The following is a 21,790-nucleotide window of genomic DNA, read 5'->3' as shown; positions in this document are numbered from 1 at the left end:
GTTCGTGGGTTCTTCTGATGATTCGCGGCGGGGTGGCTGGGGCTTCTTCCCTGGTCATGTGCTTGTGGTGTCTGTGATCGACTCGGCTGCGTGTGCTTCGTATGAGTGAGCGGCCGGGATCATGCGGCGCATGGCTTCGGTGGAACGTACCGCGTATCCGCGGTTCAAGCGCACGATCTCCTCTCGCGAGTTGCACGAGGCGTTCACCCCCGGCACGGCCGAGGTGGCGTGGGCGCGAGGCAAGGCGCGCTCGCCGGAGCATCTGCTGGCGCTGGTAGTGCTGCTGAAGAGCTACCAGAAGCTGGGCTATTTCCCGGATCTGGGCGAGGTGCCGGAGTTGGTGGTCGGGCATGTGCGCGGTCTGCTGGAGCAGGACGAGAGCGTGTCACCGAGGCACGACTCGGTGCGTACGGCTGCGCGGCAGCGGGACTTCATCCGTGAACGGATCGGCGTGGTCTACGACGTGGAGAAGGCCCGGGAGGTCGCTGCAGTGGCGATTCGGGAGGCCGTGCAGACCAAGGACAACCCGGCCGACCTGATCAACGTGGCGCTGGAGAAGCTGGTCAAGGCGAGGATGGAGCTGCCCGGCTACAGCACGCTGGATGAGATGACCTCGGCGATCAGGACCGAGGCGAACGAGGACTTCTTCGCAGCGATCGTGTCGCGGATGGACGAGGTCTACCGCGCCCGGTTGCTGGGACTGCTGCGGGTGCCTGCGGGCGGTCGCAGCAGGTTCGACGAGCTGAAGCGCCCGGCGAAGGCGCCGACGGTCTCCCACCTGCGCGAGCACCTTGCCCACCTGGACAGGCTGGAAGCGATGGGGGCGACGGCGACATGGCTTCAGGGGGTTCCGCCGGGGAAGGTGGAGCACTTCGCTGGGCAGGCGAAGGTGCTGGACGCCGCCGAGATGTCCAAGGTCGGCATGGTGAAGCGGTGTGCGCTGCTGGCGAGTCTGCTGCACATGGCGAAGGTGCGGGCCCGGGACGAGCTGGTGACGATGCTGTGCAAGCGCATGGGGTCGATCACGAAGAAGGCAAAGGAGGATCTGGAGAAGATCCGTGAGCGGCACCGGGCGGAGTCCGAGCGGCTGATCGCGGTGCTGGGTGAGGTGCTGGAGGCGGCCAAGGACGCGGTCGGCTTCGACGGGGAGTCGGTCACCATCCCCACCAGTGCCCGCAAGCAGAACGCGGTGCACGCCGAGTGCGGCAAGGCGGTGCTGGAGCGGCTGGAAAAGGCCGGCGGGCTGGCCAAGCTCTCGGAGGACCACGAACTGGTCTCCGCCCACCACGGCGACAACTACGCGCCGCTGATGCGGCGGCACTTCCGCAGCCACCGTAAGGTTCTGCTCGACCTGACCGAGACCTTGTCGATGGTCGCCACCTCCACCGACGACACGGTGCTCCAGGCGGTGGGGTTCTGCCAGGCCATGCGGCACCGCGGCAGCCAGTGGGTGCCGGTGACCTACACAGTCGCCCAGGAGGACGGCACTGAGAAGACGAAGACGGTCTCGGCCGACTTCGCCTCGCAGATGTGGCAGCGCATTCTGTTCGACAAGCACAAGCCGGGGAAGATCAACCGGCGGCACTTCGAGGTGTGCACGCTCTTCTACCTCACCCAGGAGCTGCGGACCGGAGACGTGGCGGTCATCGGCTCGGAGTCGTACGCCAACCTGCACGACCAGCTGCTGTCCTGGCAGGCGTGCGAGCCGCTGGTTGCCGACTACTGCGAGCAGGCTGGGCTGCCCGCCACCGCCCCGGCGTTCACCGCGGCGCTGAAGCAGAAGCTCACCGCCACAGCCGCGAAGGTGGACGCCGGGTACCCAGACAACGCGGACCTGACCATCGACACCGCATCGGGGAAGATCGTGCTCACCCCGCGCAAGGGCAAAGACCGCCGTAAGTCCGCGCAGGCCCTGGAGGCGGAGATCCTGCGCCGGCTGCCGGAGTGGAGCCTGCTGGACGTGCTCGCCCGCACGGCGTACTGGATCCAGTGGTGGCGGCACTTCGGCCCGGCCTCCGGAAGCGATCCGAAGATCCGCGACAAGCTCGCCCGCTATGTCCTGACGGTCTTCTGCTACGGGACGAACGCGGGGCCCGCGCAGGTCGCCCGGCACATGCGGCAGAAGGTCTCGGTGCACGAGCTGTCACTGGCGGGCAACCAGCACATCACCGCGGAAAAGCTGAACGCCGCCTCGGCGGACGTGATCGACATGTTCATTCAGCTCGACCTGGCGCACGTGTGGGGCGATGTCGGCAAGGCCGGGATCGACGGCTCCCAGTACGACACCTGGGAGAACAACATGCTGGCCGAGTCCCACATCCGGTATGGGGGATTTGGCGGCATCTCGATGAGGCACGTGTCCGATACCTATATCGCGCTCTTCAGCCACTTCATCCCGTGTGGCGTGTGGGAGGCGGTGTATCTGTTCGAGGGCCTGTTGAAGAACCAGTCCGAGGTGACCGTGGACATCGTCCACGGAGACACGCAAGGCCAGTCGCTGCCTGTCTTCGGGCTCGCGCACATGCTCGGGGTGGAGCTGCTGCCGCGCATCCGCAACTGGAAGGACCTGACCTTCTACCGGCCCAGCGCCACGATGAAGTACCAGCACATCGACCCGCTGTTCGGCGACCCGCAGAAGGACGTCATCAACTGGCGGCTGATCGAGAACCACTGGCAGGACCTCATGCGCGTGGTGCTGTCGATCCGCGAGGGGCGGCTGTCCTCGGCCGCGCTGCTGCGCAGGCTGGGCAACGAGTCCAGGCGCAACCGCATCTACCAGGCGTACCGCGAGCTCGGCCGGGCCATGAGGACGATCGTGCTCCTCAGGTTCTTGTCGGAACCGGAGCTGCGCGAGTCGATCCAGGCGATGACGAACAAGGTCGAGGCGTTCCACAAGTTCAGCAACTGGCTGATGTTCGCCTCCGACGTGCTCCAGGACAACGACCCGGACCACCAGGAGAAGACCATCAAGTTCAACGAGCTGCTGGCGAACTGCCTCATTTTTCATACCGCGGTGGACATTACGAAGGTGGCCAATGACCTCATCGACGAGGGGTGGGAGGTGGACCCGGTGGACCTGGCCACCGTCACCCCGTACATCACCAGCAAGACCCGCCGCTTCGGTACCTGGCACCTGGACATGGAGCCGCCCGAGAACGAAGCGGTAGGGCGGCTACGGATGGCCGCGTGACGGTGTGGTCATGCCATGAACTGCGCCAGTGCAGCCGAAAGGGGCACCCGAGCTCCAATGGCGCGCTCTGCAACCACCTTGTCGAAGACGGCCCGCAGCTTCGGCTCACTGTCGGCAGCTGCTTGTCGAAGACCCTATTGCCGGCCGGGGTGAGTCCGTGGCCATGGTGAGCGGTCTTGCTGACGTCCATCCCGAGGAAGACGCACACGTCGCCGATGTCGACATCGCGCTCCCAACTGCTTCGGTGTGGTACTGGCAGGGAGCTGGAGACAGCTCTGGTGGCGAACTCCCGGCCATGGATGCACTCGGTCTTGATCAGCATGATCGCGGTCGGGACGGCCGTCCGGCCTTGGCGAAGTGCGCAGGCCGGTGATCACGCCTAGCGTGGAATGGGCGAATAGTGCAAGAGGCCCCAAACGGTGTTGGGTTGTGTGCCCTGCCGAAGGGAACCGACCTTCGCCCCCGAGGTCGGGTGCTCGCGCTTCGGCCGCGCTCACGCCGACCCGTCCGACCGACGAAGTCTCGACGGCAGGGACGTTCCGATGGACATCGAAAACATGAAAGCCGCACAGCACATCAATGCCGGCCAGGCGGTCCGCACCACAGGATCAGGCACCGTCACCCCTGCTATCGAGACGGAGAAGTTGCATACCAGTCCGTTCTTCGGGGTTGCGATGGAAACGGTGGATCCCCCACCCAATGTCAAAGTCAAAGTCAAAGTTCAAATAAGTGGTGTTTTCACCCTTCGCAGCCTGGGCCCCGAGGTAGGTTCGGTCCCTAGGTGCGGCGCGGTTGGCATCAACAGTTCGGGACAGCTCGTCCGCGCTACAAGTGACAAGTGCGTGAGCGCTCCGAACTGGATCGGCGACTGCGATGCTTCAGGCACGGTGACAATCCGCCCCCGCCGCGACACGCGCCTGAACGTGCTCGACTTCGGAGCAGTGGGAAACGGCAAAACCGACGAACACGCCGACGACACAGACGCGATCCAAAGCGCCCTGGACTGCGCGATGCGATTCGACACTACTGACGGCAGCGTCGTCTACCTCCCTCCGGGAGACTATCGTATTAAGAAGCCTCTCCGTATCTCGAACGGTTGCATTCTGGAGGGTGCCGGCCTTGCTTATCATGACGAAACCAGCCGCATACTCGCAGATGTCAAATCCGGAAATTTCAACCTCTCTGTCTCGACTAAAATCGGTGAAGTCGGCGGGGGGACAGCGCGGGAGACCGTTTATTGTGCAATTGCCCTGGTGGGCTATGGGACCGGATTGGCCATGAGGCCCCCTCGGGGGCGGGCGGACTATGCCGTGCTTCGTCAGCTCGCCCTCCATTCGATCCCCGCTCAAGGGATGCCTGCCGCCACCCTCCAGGCCCCGCAGATGGATGGCATACGAGTTATGGCGACCGGCGCATGCATCGAGAGAATGAGCGTCGTCAGTTTCAGGCGCAACGGAATAGAGATATCCTCAAGTGAGGTCGCACCGGTGGTTAACGCCAGCCTCGTGCAGATACGTGATTGCCGCCTTACCAGCAATGGCCAAAATGGGCTCGACATCGGCAGCCTGGGCAACGACAACGCCAGTACCATACTAGTTATGAACGTCGATGCCACATCAAATGGGCGTGATGGAATTTGCGACAATTCACGATTTGGCTCCACCTTCGTTTCGTGTCACACTGCAGCAAACCGACGCCGAAACTATAGCTGTGACGGCAAATCGAGGCCCTCCGTGTACGTCGGCTGCTACGCCGAAGCCGATGCACCATCGGTATTCAAGAGTAGGAATACCGCTGTCATTGGAGGCGATATAGACACTACCTCCGACTCAGTGTTTTGGGGCTTCAACTCTCTCGGCAAGGGACCTTCTGCACTCCGCGTGGTAAATGACTATTCCAAAGTGCACAAGTATTGGATCGCCGATGCGGGGGTCGATATCGAGGAAGGCGAGGAGCAGACGCCCCAGAAGGGACCCGGGAACGGATACGTATATCGAGCAATTCGCGCCGGGCATACTCGTGGAGTGAACGGCCTACCTCCCGAAAAGAAGGGCATGCCTGACTTCCCGCCGGTGGTCGGTGCAGAGCTGGAAGAGCTCGATGGTTTGGTGTGGAAATGTGTGAGAAAAAATGAGCCTCAGGTCACAACGTCCAACACCCTCGGCAGCTATGGTGAGGATCCCACGATCATTCATGATTTTCAGATCGTGACGGTGGACGGCAAGTTGCAACTCGCGGGGGACTCCCTCTTCCGCACCCAAGTCCAGACAGCGCCCGCGGCTATCAAGGGCAGGGTTGCACTGTCCCTTATTAGTGGGGTGTCTTTCCCTCCGACGTACTATCAAACCGCGTACGAAAACGGTCCGTTTCCCGGCGCGCTGATGCTTCCGGAAGCCTGGATTGGAAACTACAACTACGGCGAGCGGCGAATCTGCGTCGTGACTGGCGGAAATCCCTACAATGCCCGTGTGGGTAGCTGCAACTTCTACCGTCCGGGTGATCTGCTTGTCAACGCCGTCAGAGGTCAAACGGACCCAGACGAGATTGGGTGGACGGTAAAGGCTGCGTGTGGAAGGGGGGCAGCGGCTTCTTCCTGGGCTAGCGGGAAGCACTATCAGATTGGAGATATCGTCAAGCCGACGCCCGTCAATGGCTTCGTGTATCTGCTGCACGCGTACAAACCCGGTGACCCGTTGGACCCGCACAACAAGGTCTCCGGTCCAAGTCAGCCGCTGTCCTGGAACCGGGACGTGCCCCAGCATGTTGAAGCGTTGACTGACGACAATCACCTAGAGTGGATGACACTCTATGACTTGGATGAAAACAAATGGTGCATTGTACCGCTTCCACAGCGCGCGGAAAAACAGACGAAGTCGAATGCGACTAGCATTGACCAGCTGAAGAATGATTTCAACGCACTTCTTGACAAGATGAGAAAGGCGAACCTGTTGGAATAGGCGGAGGCGCGGACGGAACTGATATCGGGGATGCCGCATCTCATCGAATCCGACAGTGGGTCAACTGAGCGTGGTGAACGTTGACGACACAGCGGGCCGGTGGCGCTTCGAAGGCGGCGAGCGTTCCAGGATGAATCCCGTGTCGCCAACGCCACGCCAACCATTCATGCGAGCACACACACGTCGTGACGGTATGACACCGTGCCGGGAACGCATGAGCGGCGGTTCTGCTTACCGGACCTCCCGCACCTGTTGGCTCGTCAGGGTGGGGTCGCAGTAAATACCGGATTTACTGCGGCAAGGCCTCTACCGTGATCACCACGACCTGCGGCGGGGTGTTCCGGCCACCGGGGTGAGGTGTACGCATTTACTGCGGCAGCGCTGAGTGGGGCGGGGCGGGCGTGACGATCGAACCAGTGACCAAACTCGGGGCCGGGGGCGCGCTTCGGTTGCCGCGCGCCCGAGTGATGCCGCTGTCCGCCCCGGCGGCGTCGTACACCGCGGCGGTCGAGCGGTATCTCACCGGCGCGGGCATCGCGAAGTCCTCCGCGCGGATCTACCGGATCTCGCTGACGACGTGGGGGTGGATGCTCACCGGCGAACCCGCGCCGACCGGACCCGCCCGCCGGGGCGCGAAGCCGCCCGTCTTCCTCGTCGCGGCGATCGACGACCCGGCGCTGCCGGAGGTGCTGGCCGAACTGGCGGCGGCGCGGGCGGACGAGATGGACGCCGACACCGTCAACCGCGAGCTGTCCATCGCGCGCAAGGCGATCGGCTGGTGGCACCGCCAGGGCTGGATCGAAGGCGATCCCACGATCGGCATCGAGCGGCGGCCGGCGCCGCCGGACCGCACCAAGGCCCTAGCGGAGAATCAGATCGCTGCCCTGTGGCGCCTGGACGTCTCACTGCGTGAGAAGACGTTCTGGAAGATGCTCTACGAGTCCGCCGCACGGGCCGACGAGGTCCTGTGCCTGAACGTGGAAGACCTGTACCCGCAGGACAAGCGCGGCAAGATCACCGCCAAGGGCGGCGCGACCGAGTGGATCCACTGGCAGTCCGGCACCGCCCAGCTCCTGCCCCGCCTGATCGCCGGCCGCACCCGCGGGCCCCTGTTCCTGACCGGTCGCAAGGCCCCAGCCGGAACCGCGACGCTGGACGTGTGCGAGGAGACCAGCCGGGCCCGGCTCTCCTACCGCCGGGGGGAGGAGATCTTCGAGGAGTCCACCCGGCTGCTGGCGAACCCGCTTGCCCGGCCCGAGGACGTCGAGGACCTGGCGGGATGGACATTGCACCGGCTCAGGCACAGTGCGTTGACGCACGACGCGGAGAACGGCACGTCCACGCCGATGCTGCTGGCCCGCTCCCGCCACGCCTCCGTACGGTCCCTGGAACGCTACGCTCGCCCCGGCGTCGACGCGGTCGCCCGGCACGTCGCTGAGCGCGACCCCGCCGCCCGCCGTCGGGGTTGATCCCTACGGCACGTTTCTGGCGTATTCCGGCTGCCCTCCCAGCAGTTCCACCTGGACCTCGGCGTCCCGGACCTGGACCGGGCGCAGGAGGAGGTGCTGGCGGCCGGCGGGACGCTGCTCGACGGCTCCGACGGGCGCGGCTGGCGCGTCTACGCGGACCCGGCGGGGCATCCCTTCTGCCTCGTCCGGCAGTAGGTCCTGTCGTCAAAGTGGCGTCGGTAAGGCCCGCGACGCCCGGCACCGCACCTCGCTGCGTTGTCGGAGCGCCCGAGTACGTCCAGTACACGGGCGCCCCTCCGCCTTGCGACGCCCGGCACCGCACCTCGCTGCGTTGTCGGAGCGCCCGAGTACGTCCAGTACACGGGCGCCCCTCCGCCTTGCGATGCACGGCACCGGACGCCGCGGGCCTTACCGACGCCACTTTGACGACAGGACCTGGGCCGGGTGTAGCCGCGGGGGCGCTCGGCGGGGTCAGTCCGCCGACCGGGTCCAGCCGATGGCCTCGATGCGGTCGGCGTCGGCGGGGCGGTCCTCCGCGAAGAGCAGGCGGCCCGGTTCCGCCACGCGGACCACGTCCACGTAGGCCCCGCGTCCTACGTAGCGTCCGGTCGCCGTGTGGCGGAAGCGCAGCCGTACCTCGCGTCCCGCCCAGGCGGCCGTGAGGGGGGCTTCGAGACGGTGCCAGACGCGGCCCGACCAGCCGCTCACGGAGCCCCGAGGCCACTGCTCGGGTGCGCCGCCGGTGGACCGCAGCGTGCTGAAGGGCAGCGCCTCCCAGTGCTCCCCGTCGGCGGAGGCCTCCAGGTGCAGGGCACCCTCGCCGGGCACGGTGTCCCACCACACGGCGCAGCGCAGCCGGGCGGCGGCCGTGGCCGGGCGGAGCGGCGGCAGCGTGAGGGTGCCCGAGGCGCCCGCCTGGATGCCGGAGAACCAGGCCGCGCCGCCGTGCCGGGTACGGACCGGGACGGCGCGGGCGAAGCGGTTGCCGACCGCGACCCGTGGTGCGCTGCCGGCCCGCCAGGTCCGCACGGGGTGGACGGAGTTGCCGAGCAGGATCAGGAACGAGTCGGTGGAGGGGTCGAGGACCAGGGAGGTGCCGGTGAAGCCGGTGTGCCCGGCGGAGTGCGGGGTGGCCATGGCGCCCATGTACCAGTGCTGGTAGAGCTCGAAGCCGAGACCGTGGTCGTCGCCGGGGAAGGCCGTGTTGTAGTCGGTGAACAGCAGCTCGACGGAGGCGGGGCGCAGGATGCGCCTGCCCGCGTAGACCCCGCCGTCGAGGAGGGCGCGGGCGAGGACGGCCAGATCCCAGGCGGTGCCGAAGACCCCGGCGTGGCCCGCGACGCCGCCGAGCGCGCAGGCGTTCTCGTCGTGGACCTCGCCCCACACCAGCCCGCGGTCCAGGCCGGACCAGGGCGGGCGCTGCACCTCGGTGGCGGCCGTGACCCGGCGCCAGGAGAGCGGTGGGTTGTAACGAGTGCGGTGCATCCCGAGCGGAGCGGTGATCTCGTCGCGGAGCAGGACATCCAGAGTGCGACCGGTGATCCGTTCCAGGAGCAGTTGCAGCGCGATGAGATTGAGGTCGGAATAGCGGTAGACGGTCCCTGGGGTCTCCTGCGGCCGCACCGACCACAGCAGCCTCAGCTGCCCCTCCCGCGTGGACTCCTGGTAGAAGGGCGCCCAGGAGCGCAACCCCGAGGTGTGCGTGAGCAGCTGACGGACCGTGACGATCTCCTTGCCGCCGCCGGTGAACTCCGGCAGGTACCGGCACACCGGAGCCTCCAGCTCCAGGCGCCCGCGCTCCATCTGCTGCACCGCCAGGACAGAGGTGAACAGCTTGGTCAGCGAGGCCAGGTCGAAGACGGTGTCCTCGGCCATCGCGATCCGTTCGGCCGCCGGGAACTCCCGGACCCGGTCGGTCCGTCCGTCGTAGTCCGCGTACCGCACCGCGTACCCCATGGCACGGTGCAGGGCGATGGTGCGGCCCCGGCCGGCGAGGACCACCGCCCCCGCGTAGTAGGGGTGTTCGGGGGAGGGGCCCAGGAAGCGCCGGGCCTCGTCCGCCACCCCCTCCAGGTGTTTCTCCAGCAACCCGGCCTGGCGGGCGGATCCGTACCGCAGCCGCAGGCCCTGGAGCGCGCGCCGCTCGGCCGGGTCGCCCGCGGCGCCCGCAGAGCCCGGAAGTGCGGCGTGCAGGACGAGCACCCCGCCGAGCGCCAGCAGCCGCCCCCCGAGCCTTCGCCGCGTCAACGGGCCACCGGCTGTCGCGGGCCGGCCGCTCGTCTTCCCGGGCCCGACCGTTGCGGCCCGTCCGGGCCGCGCTTCTCCGCTCGTCCGGCCGAAGGCCCCCGTGCGTACCGTCATGTCCGCCCTCCTGTCCGCTGTCCACCTGCGGCCTCGTCTCCCAGGGCTCCGCCCCGGACCCCGCGCCTCGAACTCCCCCGGCTACCGCTGGGAGGTGCCCCCTGGCGGGGGCGGGACGCCCGGGGCCCGGAACCGCTGAGCGGGCCGCAGGCGAACACCGGACCGGAGCCCGTACCCGCCGAGCGCGCCGCAGGCGATCCGCACGGTAGTGGGTATCTGCCCGCCCACCGGGCACCCTCCGCACCGACCGGCCCGTAAAGAATCTGACACTGCATCAGAAAATCTCTTCCCTCGACCGCCGGGCTGCGGCATCCTGCCGCCCATGGAGACGGAGCTGAGCAAGAAACTGGGAGTCGAGCACGCCATCTTCGGCTTCACGCCCTTCCCGGCGGTCGCTGCTGCCATCACCCGCGCGGGCGGTTTCGGGGTGCTCGGCGCGGTCCGATACACGGCCCCCGACGACCTGAAACGCGACCTCGACTGGATGCAGGCGCACACCGACGGCAAGCCCTACGGCCTCGACGTCGTCATGCCCGCCAAGAAGGCCGTCGACGGCATCAGCGAGGCCGACATCGAGGCGATGATCCCGGCCGCGCACCGCGCCTTCGTCCGCGACACCCTCGCCAAGCACCACGTGCCCGAACTCGCCGAAGGCGAAGCCTCCGGCTGGCGGATCACCGGCTGGATGGAGCAGGTCGCCCGCAACCAGCTCGACGTCGCCTTCGACTACCCCATCAAACTCCTGGCGAACGCGCTCGGTTCCCCGCCCGCCGACGTCATCGCGCGCGCCCACGACCACGGCGTCCTCGTCGCCGCCCTCGCCGGCAGCGCCAAGCACGCCCGCCGCCACGCCGAAGCCGGCATCGACATCGTCGTTGCCCAGGGCTACGAGGCCGGCGGCCACACCGGCGACATCGCCACCATGGTCCTGGTCCCCGAGATCGTCGAGGCCGTCGCCCCCCTCCCGGTCCTCGCCGCCGGCGGCATCGGCAGCGGCGAGCAGATCGCCGCCGGCCTCGCCCTCGGCGCCCAGGGCGCCTGGCTCGGCTCGCTCTGGCTGACCACCACCGAGGCCGACCTCCACTCGCGCGCCCTCACCGGGAAACTGCTCGCCGCCGGCTCCGGCGACACCGTCCGCTCCCGCGCCCTCACCGGCAAACCCGCCCGCCAGCTGCGCACCGAGTGGACCGACGCCTGGGACGACCCGGCGGGCCCCGGTGCGCTCCCCATGCCGCTCCAGGGCCTGCTCGTCGCCGAAGCCGTCTCACGGATCCAGAAGTACGAGATCCAGCCGCTGCTCGGCACCCCCGTCGGCCAGATCGTCGGCCGGATGACCGAGGAACGCAGCGTCCAGGCCGTCTTCGACGACCTGACCAGCGGGTTCGAGCGGGCGATCGACCGCATCAACCGCATCGCCGGCCGAGTCCGAGAGGCGTGAGTGCCATGACCGCGACGACGTCCACCACCCCCACCGCCGACCGGCAGCCGCCCAACGGCTTCTGGGCCCAGGCCGCCGCCGACCCGGGGCGCGCCGTGCTGGTGACCCCCGAGGGCGAGGAATGGAGCGCGGGCCGGCTGCACGCCGACGTCAACCGCCTCGTCCACGGCCTGCGCGCCGCAGGCCTGGAGAAGGGCGACGTCTTCGCCGTCGTCCTCCCCAACGGCGTCGAGTTCCTCACCGCCTACCTGGCCGCCTCCCAGGCGGGCCTCTACCTCGTCCCCGTCAACCACCACCTCGTCGGCCCCGAGATCGCCTGGATCGTCTCCGACTCCGGCGCCAAGGTCCTCATCGCCCATGAGCGCTTCGCCGAGGCCGCCACGGCCGCCGCCGACGAGGCCGGCCTGCCCGCGAGCCACCGCTACGCGGTCGGAGCGGTCGCGGGCTTCCGGCCGTACGCGCAGCTCCTCGACGGGCAGCCCGCGACCGCCCCCGAGGGCCGCACGCTGGGCTGGGTCATGAACTACACCTCCGGGACCACCGGCCGCCCCCGCGGCATCCGCCGCCCGCTGCCCGGCAAGCTCCCGGAGGAGACGTACCTGGGCGGCTTCCTCGGCATCTTCGGCATCCGGCCCTTCGACGGCAACGTCCACCTGGTCTGCTCGCCGCTCTACCACACGGCCGTCCTCCAATTCGCGGGCGCCGCCCTGCACATCGGGCACCCGCTGGTCCTGATGGACAAGTGGACCCCGCAGGAGATGCTCCGCCTGATCGACGTCCACGCCTGCACGCACACCCACATGGTGCCGACCCAGTTCCACCGGCTCCTCGCCCTCCCGCAGGAGACGAAGGACGCGTACGACGTCTCCTCGATGCGGCACGCCATCCACGGCGCCGCGCCCTGCCCCGACCACGTCAAACGGGCGATGATCGACTGGTGGGGCCGCTGCGTGGAGGAGTACTACGCGGCCAGCGAGGGCGGCGGTGCCTTCGCGACGGCCGAGGACTGGCTGAAGAAGCCGGGAACCGTCGGCAAGGCCTGGCCGATCAGCGAACTCGCCATCTTCGACGACGACGGCAACCGGCTGCCCTCCGGCGAACTGGGCACCGTCTACCTCAAGATGAACACCGGCGGCTTCAGCTACCACAAGGACGAGGGCAAGACGAGGAAGAACCGGATCGGCGACTTCTTCACGGTCGGCGATCTCGGGCTGATGGACGAGGAGGGCTACCTCTTCCTCCGCGACCGCAAGATCGACATGATCATCTCGGGTGGCGTCAACATCTACCCGGCCGAGATCGAATCGGCCCTGCTCACCCACCCGGCCGTCGCGGACGCCGCCGCCTTCGGCATCCCCCACGCCGACTGGGGCGAGCAGGTCAAGGCGGTCGTCGAACCGGCCGAGGGCTTCGTCGCGGGCGACGCCCTGGCCGCGGAGATCCTGCACCACTGCGAACGGCAGCTCGCCGGCTACAAACGCCCCAAGACGGTCGATTTCATCGAGACGATGCCCCGCGACCCGAACGGCAAGCTCTACAAGCGGCGGCTGCGCGACCCGTACTGGGAGGGGCACGACCGCCCGCTGTGACGCCGGCCGCGGCGTCGCTGCGGCCGCGCGCCCCGGGCCCGCCACGTCGAGCGATGCCGTGAGAAAAGCCACGTCACGGCCCCGGAGGCGCGCCTTGCGCCGCACTGGCGGGACACTTCTGGCAACTTGGCTGATATGAGTACGACTGCGCGCAGATCTCCCCTGACCGACTGGACCGTGGTGGTCCCCGTGGTGGCGCTGGTCGCGCTCGTCTTCAGCTGGGGGCGGGACCTACCCGGCTTCGCGGTGGCGCTCGTCGCGCTCTGCCTCGCGGGCGCGGTGCTGGCGGCCGTCCACCACGCCGAGGTCGTCGCCCACCGGGTCGGGGAGCCCTTCGGCTCCCTGGTCCTCGCCGTGGCGGTCACCGTGATCGAAGTGGCGCTCATCGTCACCCTGATGGCCGACGGCGGCGACAAGACCGCCTCCCTGGCCCGGGACACGGTCTTCGCCGCCGTCATGATCACCTGCAACGGCATCGTCGGCATCTCGCTGCTGGTCGGCGCCCTGCGCAACCGGGTCGCCGTGTTCAACCCCGAGGGATCCGGTGCGGCCCTCGCCACCGTCGCGACCCTGGCCACCCTCAGCCTCGTCCTGCCGACCTTCACCACCAGCAAGCCGGGCCCGGAGTTCTCCACCGCGCAGCTCACCTTCGCCGCCGTCGCCTCGCTCGCCCTGTACGGGCTCTTCGTGGCCGTCCAGACGGTCCGTCACCGCAGCTACTTCCTGCCCGTGGACACCGGACAGGGGCCCGGCGGCGGCGAGGACCACGCGGAAGCGCCCACCGCCCGCGCCGCGCTCATCAGCCTCGCCCTGCTGCTGGTCGCGCTCGTCGCCGTGGTCGGCGACGCCAAGGCCGTCTCCCCGACCATCGAGCGGGCCGTCGCGGCCGCCGGCCTGCCCCAGGCGGTCGTCGGTGTGATCATCGCCCTGCTCGTCCTGCTCCCCGAGACCCTCGCCGCCGTCCGGGCCGCCCGCCGCGACCGTGTGCAGACCAGTCTCAACCTCGCCTACGGATCCGCCATCGCCAGCATCGGCCTGACCATCCCGGCGATCGCCCTCGCCTCGATCTGGCTCTCCGGCCCGCTCCTGCTCGGCCTCGGCCCGATCCACATGGTGCTGCTCGCCCTCACCATCGTGGTCAGCGCCCTCACCATCGTCCCGGGGCGGGCCACCCTGCTCCAGGGCGGCGTGCACATCGTGCTGCTGGCCGCGTACCTCTTCCTGGCCGTCAGCCCGTGAAGAGCTGTGGCCAGGAAGGGGCACGCAGGGCACGCAGGGCATGCAGGGCATGCAGGGCATGCAGGGGGTGATCACCGCCGTTCGCGCACCAGGACCACCTTCAGCTTCGGCGAGGTGAGGATGTCCTGCTCGCAGAAACGTGCCGTGACCCAGCGCTCCTCGGCGTACATCCGGGTCTGGTCGGCGTAGTGCGGCGAGAGCGGGTTCGAGGACTGGCTGTACGTGAGCAGGGTGCGCGCCACCGGACAGCGGCCGCCGTCCCAGCCGACCGCCTGGATGTGGCTGGACCCGTGCGTGACCTCCGGGTAGCCGCCGGCCGCCGCGTTCCACGGCGCCTCGGTCTTGTTCCAGACGCCGAGCGCTTCAGTACCGCCGCCCACCGGCAGCCTGCGGCCGCCCCGGACCACGAACTGGTGCTCACCCAGCGGGGCGTCCAGCGCGATGCCGGCCGCCTTCAGCTCCGCCACCGCGTCCGCGAACGCCCGCCCGATGCCGGGCGCCGTCCGGTTGAGCGTCCGGGGCGTGCGTACGGGGTCGGCCGCCGAGAACGGCACCAGCCACAGGTCCTTGGCCGGGGTCGAGGCCGTCAGCCTGCGCCAGAACCGGTCGAAGAGCAGCGCGCCGCGGCTGGCGCTGTCGGTCGTACGGTCCCAGCCCGCCAGCACCCCGCAGGCCGCCGAGACGTCCACCGCGCCGCCGTCGCTCGCCGTCGCCGTCCCGCCCGGCAGGGCGGCGCACGCCTTCGCCGCGTCCGCCGCCGCCAGATCACCGGCCGGCACCCGGTTCGCGAACTGCTGCTTCTGCAGGTCGGCCACGGTCAGCCGGCCCCTCGCGGCCATCGCGGCCACGTCCTCGACCGCGCCGCGGGTGCGCAGCGAGCGCGGGGTGGCGACGCTGCCCCAGATCCGCTCGTAGCCCGTCAGCGGCCGGTCGGCGTTGGCCAGCCAGGCGCTGTCGTTGGAGTTCTCGGCGTACGGGGCGTCCCGCAGCGTCGGCGCCTTCCCCGGGCCGAAGACGCCCGGCTGCACCGCGTCCGGATCCGAGCCGATCGCGCAGTCACCGCGCGAGCCGTCCAGCACCGCCAGCCCCGAGGCCGGGTACGTGGCCCGGCCCAGCGGGGTGGAGCAGCGGGCCGCCAGCTCGTCGGTGATCCGGGGGAGCACCTGGGTCTGGGTGAAGAGGGTGCCGCCCGCGGAGTCGGCGGCCACGGTGTTGACCCAGGGCAGGCCCTGGGTGCGCCCGAGGGCGTCCTGGATCCCGGCCACCGAGCGGGCCCTGCCCATCGCGAGGGCGGTGTCGGAACCGCGCAGGTTCATGGCGTTCGGGTCGTTCAGCGCGTACGCCGTCTGCGCGGTCCACGGCAGGGGAAGGCCCGGGCCGAGGTCCGAGACCACCGGTCCGTAGCGGGTCCACCACTGGGTGCGGGTGACCGGGGCGCCGCCCGCCACGGGGACGGTGACGGTCCGCCGGGTCATCCGTTCCGGCGTGCCGTCGACGAGGTAGGCGGTCGGGTCGGCCGGGTCCAGGGCGAGCTGCTGGAGGTTGACGGGGGTGCCGGTGGCGACCGTGTGGCTCCAGGCCACCTTCTCGTTGAAGCCGATGCTGACCACGGCGGTGCCGAGCAGAGAGGCGCCCGAGACGTTCAGCTCGCCCGGGACGGTCTGCTGGAACTGCCAGAAGCGGCGCCCGCCGTGCCAGGGGTAGTGCGGGTTCCCGAGGAGCAGGCCACGGCCGCTCGCCGTGGTGGATCCGGCGAAGGCCACCGCGTTGGAGCCCATGTCGTAGCGGCCGGTGTCGAAGAACTCCCGCGCGGCCTCGGCGGCGGCCGCCGGATCGGCCGCCGGGTCGGCCTGCGGGCGCGCGGTGGGGCCGGTCGGCGAGCCCGCGGTGCCCGGGGGCTGCGCGGCCGTGATGCCGTCGATGCCGCGGCCCTGGCCGCCGAGGACCGAGACCGCGAAGGCGCGGGCGGCCACATCGGCCGTGGTGACCGGGCGGACCCAGCCGGCGCCTTTGCACGCCGGGTCGGTGACCTCGTTCTGGGCCAGCCAGGCGTTGTACCCGGCGGCCCAGCCGCGCATCAGGTCTTTGAGGTTCTGGGTGGGACCGGCCGGGGCGGGGGTCGCCAGCAGCTTCTCCACGGTGCCGGACTCCCGCACCCCCTTGAAGTACAGGTCGCTGGAGAGGTTCTTCGTGGCCGAGGAGAGCGAGAAGTCGGGCGCCGCGTCCGGGCCGAACCAGCGCGAACGCTCACCGGCGACGGTCACGAACCCGTCCGCGAGGACACAGACCTGGTCGGCGGCCTGGGCCCAGCCGGTGCCGAAGCCGAGCCGCGGGTAATCGGGGGCGAGGATGTGCGGGATGCCGTTCTCGGTGTACCGGATGACGGCGGACAGACCGCCGCCGACGGCGCTCCGGCCGTCGGGCGCCGCGGCCGCCGAGGCCTGGGGCACGGCGGCCGTCGCGGCGAGCAGGGCGGCGCCGGTGAGGGCGGCGCGGCGGAGTATCGGACGAGTGCTGAGATGCAACAGTCCTCCCGAGTAGCCCGTGGATGGGCGTGGTTAGCCGTTGGACAGGCGGTACGTCCGTGCCCCCTCACTCATTCAGCCCATCCGATGATCTGTCAACATCCCGTTCGGTATCCGGTTATTGACCTTGGGCGTACGGGAGGACGAGGATCGCGCCATGACGGCAGACCGGGCGGTGCGGGCAGTGCGAGCGGTGCGGGACAACACGGTCGACGGGCTGGTGCACGACAGCGCGCGGCGGGTCCCCGACCGCCCGGCCGTGCGCTACCGCGAACGCACCTGGACGTACGCGGAACTCGACGCGGCCGTCACCACCGGCGCCGCCGTGCTGCGGGAGCGGTACGGGCTGGACGGCGGCGACCGGGTCGCCACCTTCGCCCACAACTCCGACGCCTACCTCCTGGCATTCCTCGCCTGCGCCCGCGCCGGGCTCATCCACGTCCCGGTCAACCAGAACCTCACCGGCGAGGACCTCGCGTACATCCTGGACAACTCCGCGAGCGCCTTGGTCCTCGCCGATCCCGGCCTGGCGGGGCGGATCCCCGACGGGTACCCGGTACGGGCGCTGCGCGACGCCCCCGGTTCCTTCCTGGCGGAGCTGGCCGAGCCGCTGCCCTTTGAGGCCGACCGGGATCCGGGCACGCCGGCGCAGCTCCTCTACACCTCGGGGACCACCGCCCTGCCCAAGGGCGCGATGATGACCCACCGGGCCCTCGCCCACGAGTACGAGAGTGCGATCGAGGCGCTGGACCTGGACGGGGACGACCGGCCCGTGCACTCACTGCCGCTCTACCACTCGGCGCAGATGCACGTCTTCCTGCTGCCCTACCTGGCGGTGGGGGCACGGAACACGATCGTGGACGCACCGGTCGCGGAGCGGATCTTCGACCTGGTCGAGGCCGGGGAGGCGGACAGCCTCTTCGCCCCGCCGACGGTGTGGATCGGCCTCGCCAATCACCCGGAGTTCGCGGTGCGTGAGCTGGGCGCGCTGCGGAAGGCGTACTACGGGGCCTCGATCATGCCGGTCCCGGTCCTGGAACGCCTGCGCGAGCGACTGCCGGGGCTCGGCTTCTACAACTGCTTCGGCCAGAGCGAGATCGGCCCGCTGGCCACGGTGCTCGGACCGGCGGAGCATGAGGGGCGGATGGACTCCTGCGGGCGGCCGGTGCGCCACGTCGAGGCGAAGGTCGTCGACGAGGACGGCAAGGACGTGCCGGACGGAACGGCGGGCGAGGTGGTCTACCGCTCGCCCCAGCTCTGCCTGGGGTACTGGAACGACCCGGTGGCCACGGAGAAGGCCTTCCGGGACGGCTGGTTCCGCTCGGGCGACCTCGCGGTGCGTGACGCGCAGGGGTACTTCACGGTCGTGGACCGGGTGAAGGACGTCATCAACTCCGGCGGGGTCCTGGTCGCCTCACGGCAGGTGGAGGACGTGCTCTACACCCACCCCGGCGTGGCCGAGGCGGCGGTGGTGGGGCTGCCCGACGAGCGATGGATCGAGGCCGTCACCGCGGTGGTGGTGCCGCGCGCAGAGGCGGGGGAGGTGACGGAGGCGGAGCTGATGGCCTACGCGCGGGAGAGGCTCGCCCACTTCAAGGCGCCGAAGCGGGTGGTCTTCGTGGACGCCCTTCCGCGCAACGCCAGCGGCAAGATCCTCAAGCGGGAACTGCGCGACCGCTTCGCGGAGCCCGGCCGCTGATGCCCGGCCCCTGACGCCGGACGGGGGAGCCCGGCGGGGGAGCCCGGTCAGCCGGGGCGCGGAGGGTGTGCGGCGGGGCCCTCGGGAGGGAAGAGCCCGCTGCGCCGCAGCCGCCGCAGGGTCAGGTGTTCGTGCACGAGCCGGCCGACGAGCGCGCCGCCGTAGACCACGAAGCCGACGCCGACCAGCCAGGACTGCACGACGAGCAGGGTGCCGAAGGGGCCGTAGATCACCGCGTTGGAGGCGATGAGCGGGGAGAACACCAGCTGCGAGAAGATCCGCAGCCCCAGCAGCCCGAGGCTGGTGGCGACCGCCCCCGGCACCAGGGCGCGCCAGCGGACCCGCCCGCCGAGCAGCAGGCGCTGCGAGACGATGAAGAACAGGCAGGTGCCGACGAGGTCGCCCAGAGCTCCGAGGACCGTGCCGATGGCGTCGTTCGACGGCGAGGGGATCCCCACGAGCAGGCCGAGGTAGCAGACGAGCAGGGCGAGCCAGACGACGTGCAGCCACATGGTGTGCCAGCGCGCGGTCGGCAGGTCCCACACCTTCTCGTAGCCGGTCTGTACGGCCGAACCGAAGGTCAGGCCGAACACCGCGAGCGCGGCCAGACCGAACGCGGTGGTCCGCTCCAGCGCCAGGTCCGCGGCGCCGAACAGCATCTCCACCCGCACCCGCGAGGCCTCCGTCACCCCGAGGGCCTGGCCGAGCCAGCGGCCGAAGCCCGAGCCGCTCCCGGGTGCAGCGGCCGCCACGACCACCAGCAGCGGCACCAGGGTGAGGAAGCCGAGGGCCGCGAAGCCCATCGCCCGGTGCATCAGCTCCATCTCCCGGCCACGGCTCCAGGCCAGCCCGATCTGGGAGCCCTGGAGCCGGTCGTAGAGCTGTCGGACGGTGGAGATCACACCTCATGCACTACCCCCGAGCGCCGGCCCGCTCCCGGGAGCCACCCCCAAATGGGCCCGAAGGGGTGGTTTCAGCCGCCCGGACGCGTGTCCCTCGCCTCCCCGGCTCCGCGGAGGTCGACCAGTCTCTTGATCTTCCCCACCGAACGCTCCAGCGTCTCCGGGTCGACCACCTCGACCCGGACGGAGACCCCGACCCCCTCCTTGACGGCCCGGACCACGGCGGCGGCCGCTTCCCGCCGCCGCTCGGCGTCCGTCTCCCGACGCGCCTCCACCCGTACCGTCAGGGCGTCCATCCGGCCCTCCCGGCTCAGCCGCAGCTGGAAGTGGGGAGCCAGGCCCGGTGTCCGGAGCAGGACCTCCTCGATCTGTGTCGGGTACACGTTCACCCCGCGCAGGATGATCATGTCGTCGCTGCGCCCCGTGATCTTCTCCATCCGGCGGAAGGCCGGCCGGGCCGTTCCGGGCAGCAGCCGCGTCAGGTCCCGGGTGCGGTAGCGGATGACGGGCATGGCCTCCTTGGTGAGGGAGGTGAACACCAGCTCGCCGGGCTCGCCCTCCGGCAGCACCGCGCCGGTCAGCGGATCGACCACCTCGGGATAGAAGTGGTCCTCCCAGATGTGGAGGCCGTCCTTGGTCTCCGCGAACTCCTGCGCCACGCCCGGTCCGATGACCTCGGACAGGCCGTATATGTCCACCGCGTCGATATCCAGCCGTTCCTCGATCTCCCGGCGCATCTCCTCGGTCCACGGCTCGGCACCGAAGATCCCCGTCCGCAACGAGGTGGCGCGCGGATCGATCCCCTGGCGCTCCATCTCGTCCAGCAGGGTCAGCATGTAGGACGGCGTCACCATGATGACCTCCGGCCGGAAGTCCTCGATGAGCCGGACCTGCCGGTCCGTCATCCCGCCCGACGCGGGCACGACCGTACAGCCGAGGCGCTCGGCGCCGTAGTGCGCGCCCAGGCCACCGGTGAACAGCCCGTACCCGTAGGCGATGTGGATGATCTGGCCGGGCCGTCCGCCCGCCGCCCGTATGGACCGGGCGACGACGTCCGCCCAGGTGGCGAGGTCCCCGTCGGTGTACCCGACGACGGTCGGCCGCCCTGTGGTGCCGCTCGAGGCGTGGATGCGACGCACCTGCGAGCGCGGCACGGCGAACATCCCGAAGGGGTACTGGTCGCGCAGATCGGCCTTGGTGGTCAGGGGGAACAGGGAGAGGTCGGCGAGGGAGCGGCAGTCGTCGGGATGCACACCGGCCTTGTCGAAGGCTTGGCGGTAGAACGGCACCTTCTCGTACGCGCGGTGCAGGGTCGCGCGCAGCCGGGTGAGCTGGAGGGCGGCCAGCTCGTCGCGGCCCAGCCGCTCGCCCGTGTCGTGGAGATCCGTGTACACCGCCATGCCGTCACCTCACCAGGAGAAACCGACCGATCATTCGGTAGATTGCCAGGAATCCGCAGGTTAAATCAATGACTCGAACGAGTGATCGTCTTTTATGTTGGCCGGCATGCCTACCTTCACCACCTACGACGGAACCGAACTCGCCTACCACCTCCAGGGCCACGGTGAGCCGCTGGTCTGCATCCCGGGCGGCGCCATGCGGGCCTCCGCCTACCTGGGAGACCTCGGCGGACTGGCGGAAGGCCGCCTTCTGATCCTCCTCGACCTGCGCGGCACGGGCGACTCCGCGGTACCGGCGGACGAGTCGACGTACCGCGTCGACCACCAGGTCGGCGACGTCGAGGCGCTGCGGGCGCACCTGGGCCTGGAGCGCATGGACCTCCTCGCCCACTCCGCCGGCGGCAACCTCGCCCAGCTCTACGCGGCCGCGCACCCCGAGCGGCTGCGCCGGACCGTCCTGGTCACCCCGACCGCGTGGGCGGTGGACCTCCCGGTCGCCGCGGAGGACCGGCTGGAGGGGGCCCGGCTGCGGGCGGGCGGCGAGCCGTACGACACGGCCATCGCGGCCTACGAGCGGATCCTCGCGGACACCGCCCACGGCGAGGAGGACTGGGAGCTGGCCGCGCCGGTGTTCTACGGGAAATGGGACGCGACGGCCCGGGCGCACTGGGCGGCGAACGCACGGCAGCAGAACGAGAAGGCCGCCGAGGCCTACGCGGGCCCCGGAGCCTTCGACCCGCCCGCCACGCGTGCGGCGCTCCGCCGGGTCGCGGGCGAGGTCCTGGTACTGGCCGCGGAACTGGACGGAAACCCCCGCCCCGCCCTGGCGGCCCGGCTCGCCACGCTGTTCCCGCGGGGCGCGGTCGACGTCCAGCCGCGGGCCGGCCACTTCCCGTGGCTGGACGACGCGGCCTGGTTCGCGGCCCGTGTGGAGCGGTTCCTGGCGGAAGGCGTCTGAGGGCGCGGCGCGGCGGGGGCTCGTCGGGCGGTGGTTCATCAAGATCGGCGGGATGGCAGACTG

Annotated in this window: 12 protein-coding genes and 2 pseudogenes; 9 read left to right on the top strand and 5 right to left on the bottom strand. The window is 69.9% G+C overall.

Going from position 1 to position 21,790, the window contains the following annotated elements; genetic code table 11:
* Positions 1-130: 130 nt before the first annotated feature.
* Positions 131-3,190, top strand: coding sequence for a Tn3 family transposase (locus ACZ573_RS15360; RefSeq protein ID WP_471303829.1), 3,060 nt, complete (start codon positions 131-133; stop codon positions 3,188-3,190).
* 65 nt (positions 3,191-3,255) lie between these two features.
* Here the strand turns inward: ACZ573_RS15360 and ACZ573_RS15355 are convergent.
* Positions 3,256-3,380: pseudogene (locus ACZ573_RS15355) on the bottom strand (IS110 family transposase); the annotation flags it as partial.
* Between the two features lie 352 nt (positions 3,381-3,732).
* Between ACZ573_RS15355 and ACZ573_RS15350 the strand changes: the two are divergent.
* The 3 genes and pseudogenes from ACZ573_RS15350 to ACZ573_RS15340 form a co-directional block, all read left to right on the top strand.
* A complete protein-coding gene (locus ACZ573_RS15350; protein WP_471303827.1) occupies positions 3,733-6,147 on the top strand; it encodes a glycosyl hydrolase family 28-related protein in 2,415 nt (804 codons plus the stop codon).
* A 416-nt stretch (positions 6,148-6,563) separates the two neighbouring features.
* Positions 6,564-7,616, top strand: coding sequence for a tyrosine-type recombinase/integrase (locus ACZ573_RS15345; RefSeq protein ID WP_471303825.1), 1,053 nt, complete (start codon positions 6,564-6,566; stop codon positions 7,614-7,616).
* Positions 7,617-7,655: 39 nt separating this feature from the next.
* Positions 7,656-7,811 (top strand): annotated as a pseudogene (locus ACZ573_RS15340) (VOC family protein); the annotation flags it as partial.
* Positions 7,812-8,087: 276 nt separating this feature from the next.
* On the opposite strand, the gene ACZ573_RS15335 reads toward ACZ573_RS15340, so the two are convergent.
* Positions 8,088-9,977 carry a serine hydrolase domain-containing protein gene (locus ACZ573_RS15335; protein WP_471303823.1) on the bottom strand — a complete coding sequence of 630 codons (1,890 nt, stop codon included), beginning with the start codon at positions 9,975-9,977 and terminating at the stop codon, positions 8,088-8,090.
* Positions 9,978-10,299: 322 nt separating this feature from the next.
* On the opposite strand from ACZ573_RS15335, the gene ACZ573_RS15330 reads away from it, so the two are divergent.
* The 3 genes from ACZ573_RS15330 (at position 10,300) to ACZ573_RS15320 (ending at position 14,243) form a co-directional block, all read left to right on the top strand.
* The gene (locus ACZ573_RS15330; RefSeq protein WP_471303821.1) at positions 10,300-11,415 is read left to right on the top strand and encodes a nitronate monooxygenase; all 1,116 of its coding nucleotides are present in this window, start codon (positions 10,300-10,302) and stop codon (positions 11,413-11,415) included.
* 5 nt (positions 11,416-11,420) lie between these two features.
* Complete coding sequence (locus tag ACZ573_RS15325) at positions 11,421-13,004, top strand: acyl-CoA synthetase (protein WP_471303818.1); 1,584 nt, start codon at positions 11,421-11,423, stop codon at positions 13,002-13,004.
* 135 nt (positions 13,005-13,139) lie between these two features.
* Positions 13,140-14,243, top strand: a complete 1,104-nt coding sequence (locus tag ACZ573_RS15320; protein ID WP_471303816.1) for a calcium:cation antiporter — start codon at positions 13,140-13,142, stop codon at positions 14,241-14,243.
* 71 nt (positions 14,244-14,314) lie between these two features.
* Here ACZ573_RS15320 and ACZ573_RS15315 read toward each other — a convergent pair whose 3' ends face one another.
* Entirely contained in the window at positions 14,315-16,768 is a 2,454-nt protein-coding gene (locus ACZ573_RS15315; RefSeq protein WP_471303813.1) for a penicillin acylase family protein, read from the bottom strand.
* Positions 16,769-16,925: 157 nt separating this feature from the next.
* On the opposite strand from ACZ573_RS15315, the gene ACZ573_RS15310 reads away from it, so the two are divergent.
* Complete coding sequence (locus ACZ573_RS15310; protein ID WP_471303811.1) at positions 16,926-18,467, top strand: fatty acyl-CoA synthetase; 1,542 nt, start codon at positions 16,926-16,928, stop codon at positions 18,465-18,467.
* Positions 18,468-18,514: 47 nt separating this feature from the next.
* Here the strand turns inward: ACZ573_RS15310 and ACZ573_RS15305 are convergent, their stop codons facing one another.
* Entirely contained in the window at positions 18,515-19,369 is an 855-nt protein-coding gene (locus ACZ573_RS15305) for a YhjD/YihY/BrkB family envelope integrity protein (RefSeq protein WP_471303809.1), read from the bottom strand.
* Positions 19,370-19,440: 71 nt separating this feature from the next.
* Positions 19,441-20,769 (bottom strand): phenylacetate--CoA ligase PaaK, encoded by a 1,329-nt coding sequence (paaK, locus tag ACZ573_RS15300; RefSeq protein ID WP_471303807.1) that lies wholly within the window; start codon positions 20,767-20,769, stop codon positions 19,441-19,443.
* A gap of 106 nt (positions 20,770-20,875) precedes the next feature.
* Here paaK and ACZ573_RS15295 point away from each other — a divergent pair, with 106 nt between their 5' ends.
* Positions 20,876-21,727, top strand: a complete 852-nt coding sequence (locus ACZ573_RS15295) for an alpha/beta fold hydrolase (RefSeq protein ID WP_471303804.1) — start codon at positions 20,876-20,878, stop codon at positions 21,725-21,727.
* Positions 21,728-21,790 lie beyond the last annotated feature (63 nt).

Source organism: Streptomyces sp. NPDC040545 (assembly GCF_055595065.1).
The sequence above is the reverse complement of the archived record's forward strand: the minus strand, read 5'-3'. Positions and strand labels throughout refer to the sequence as shown.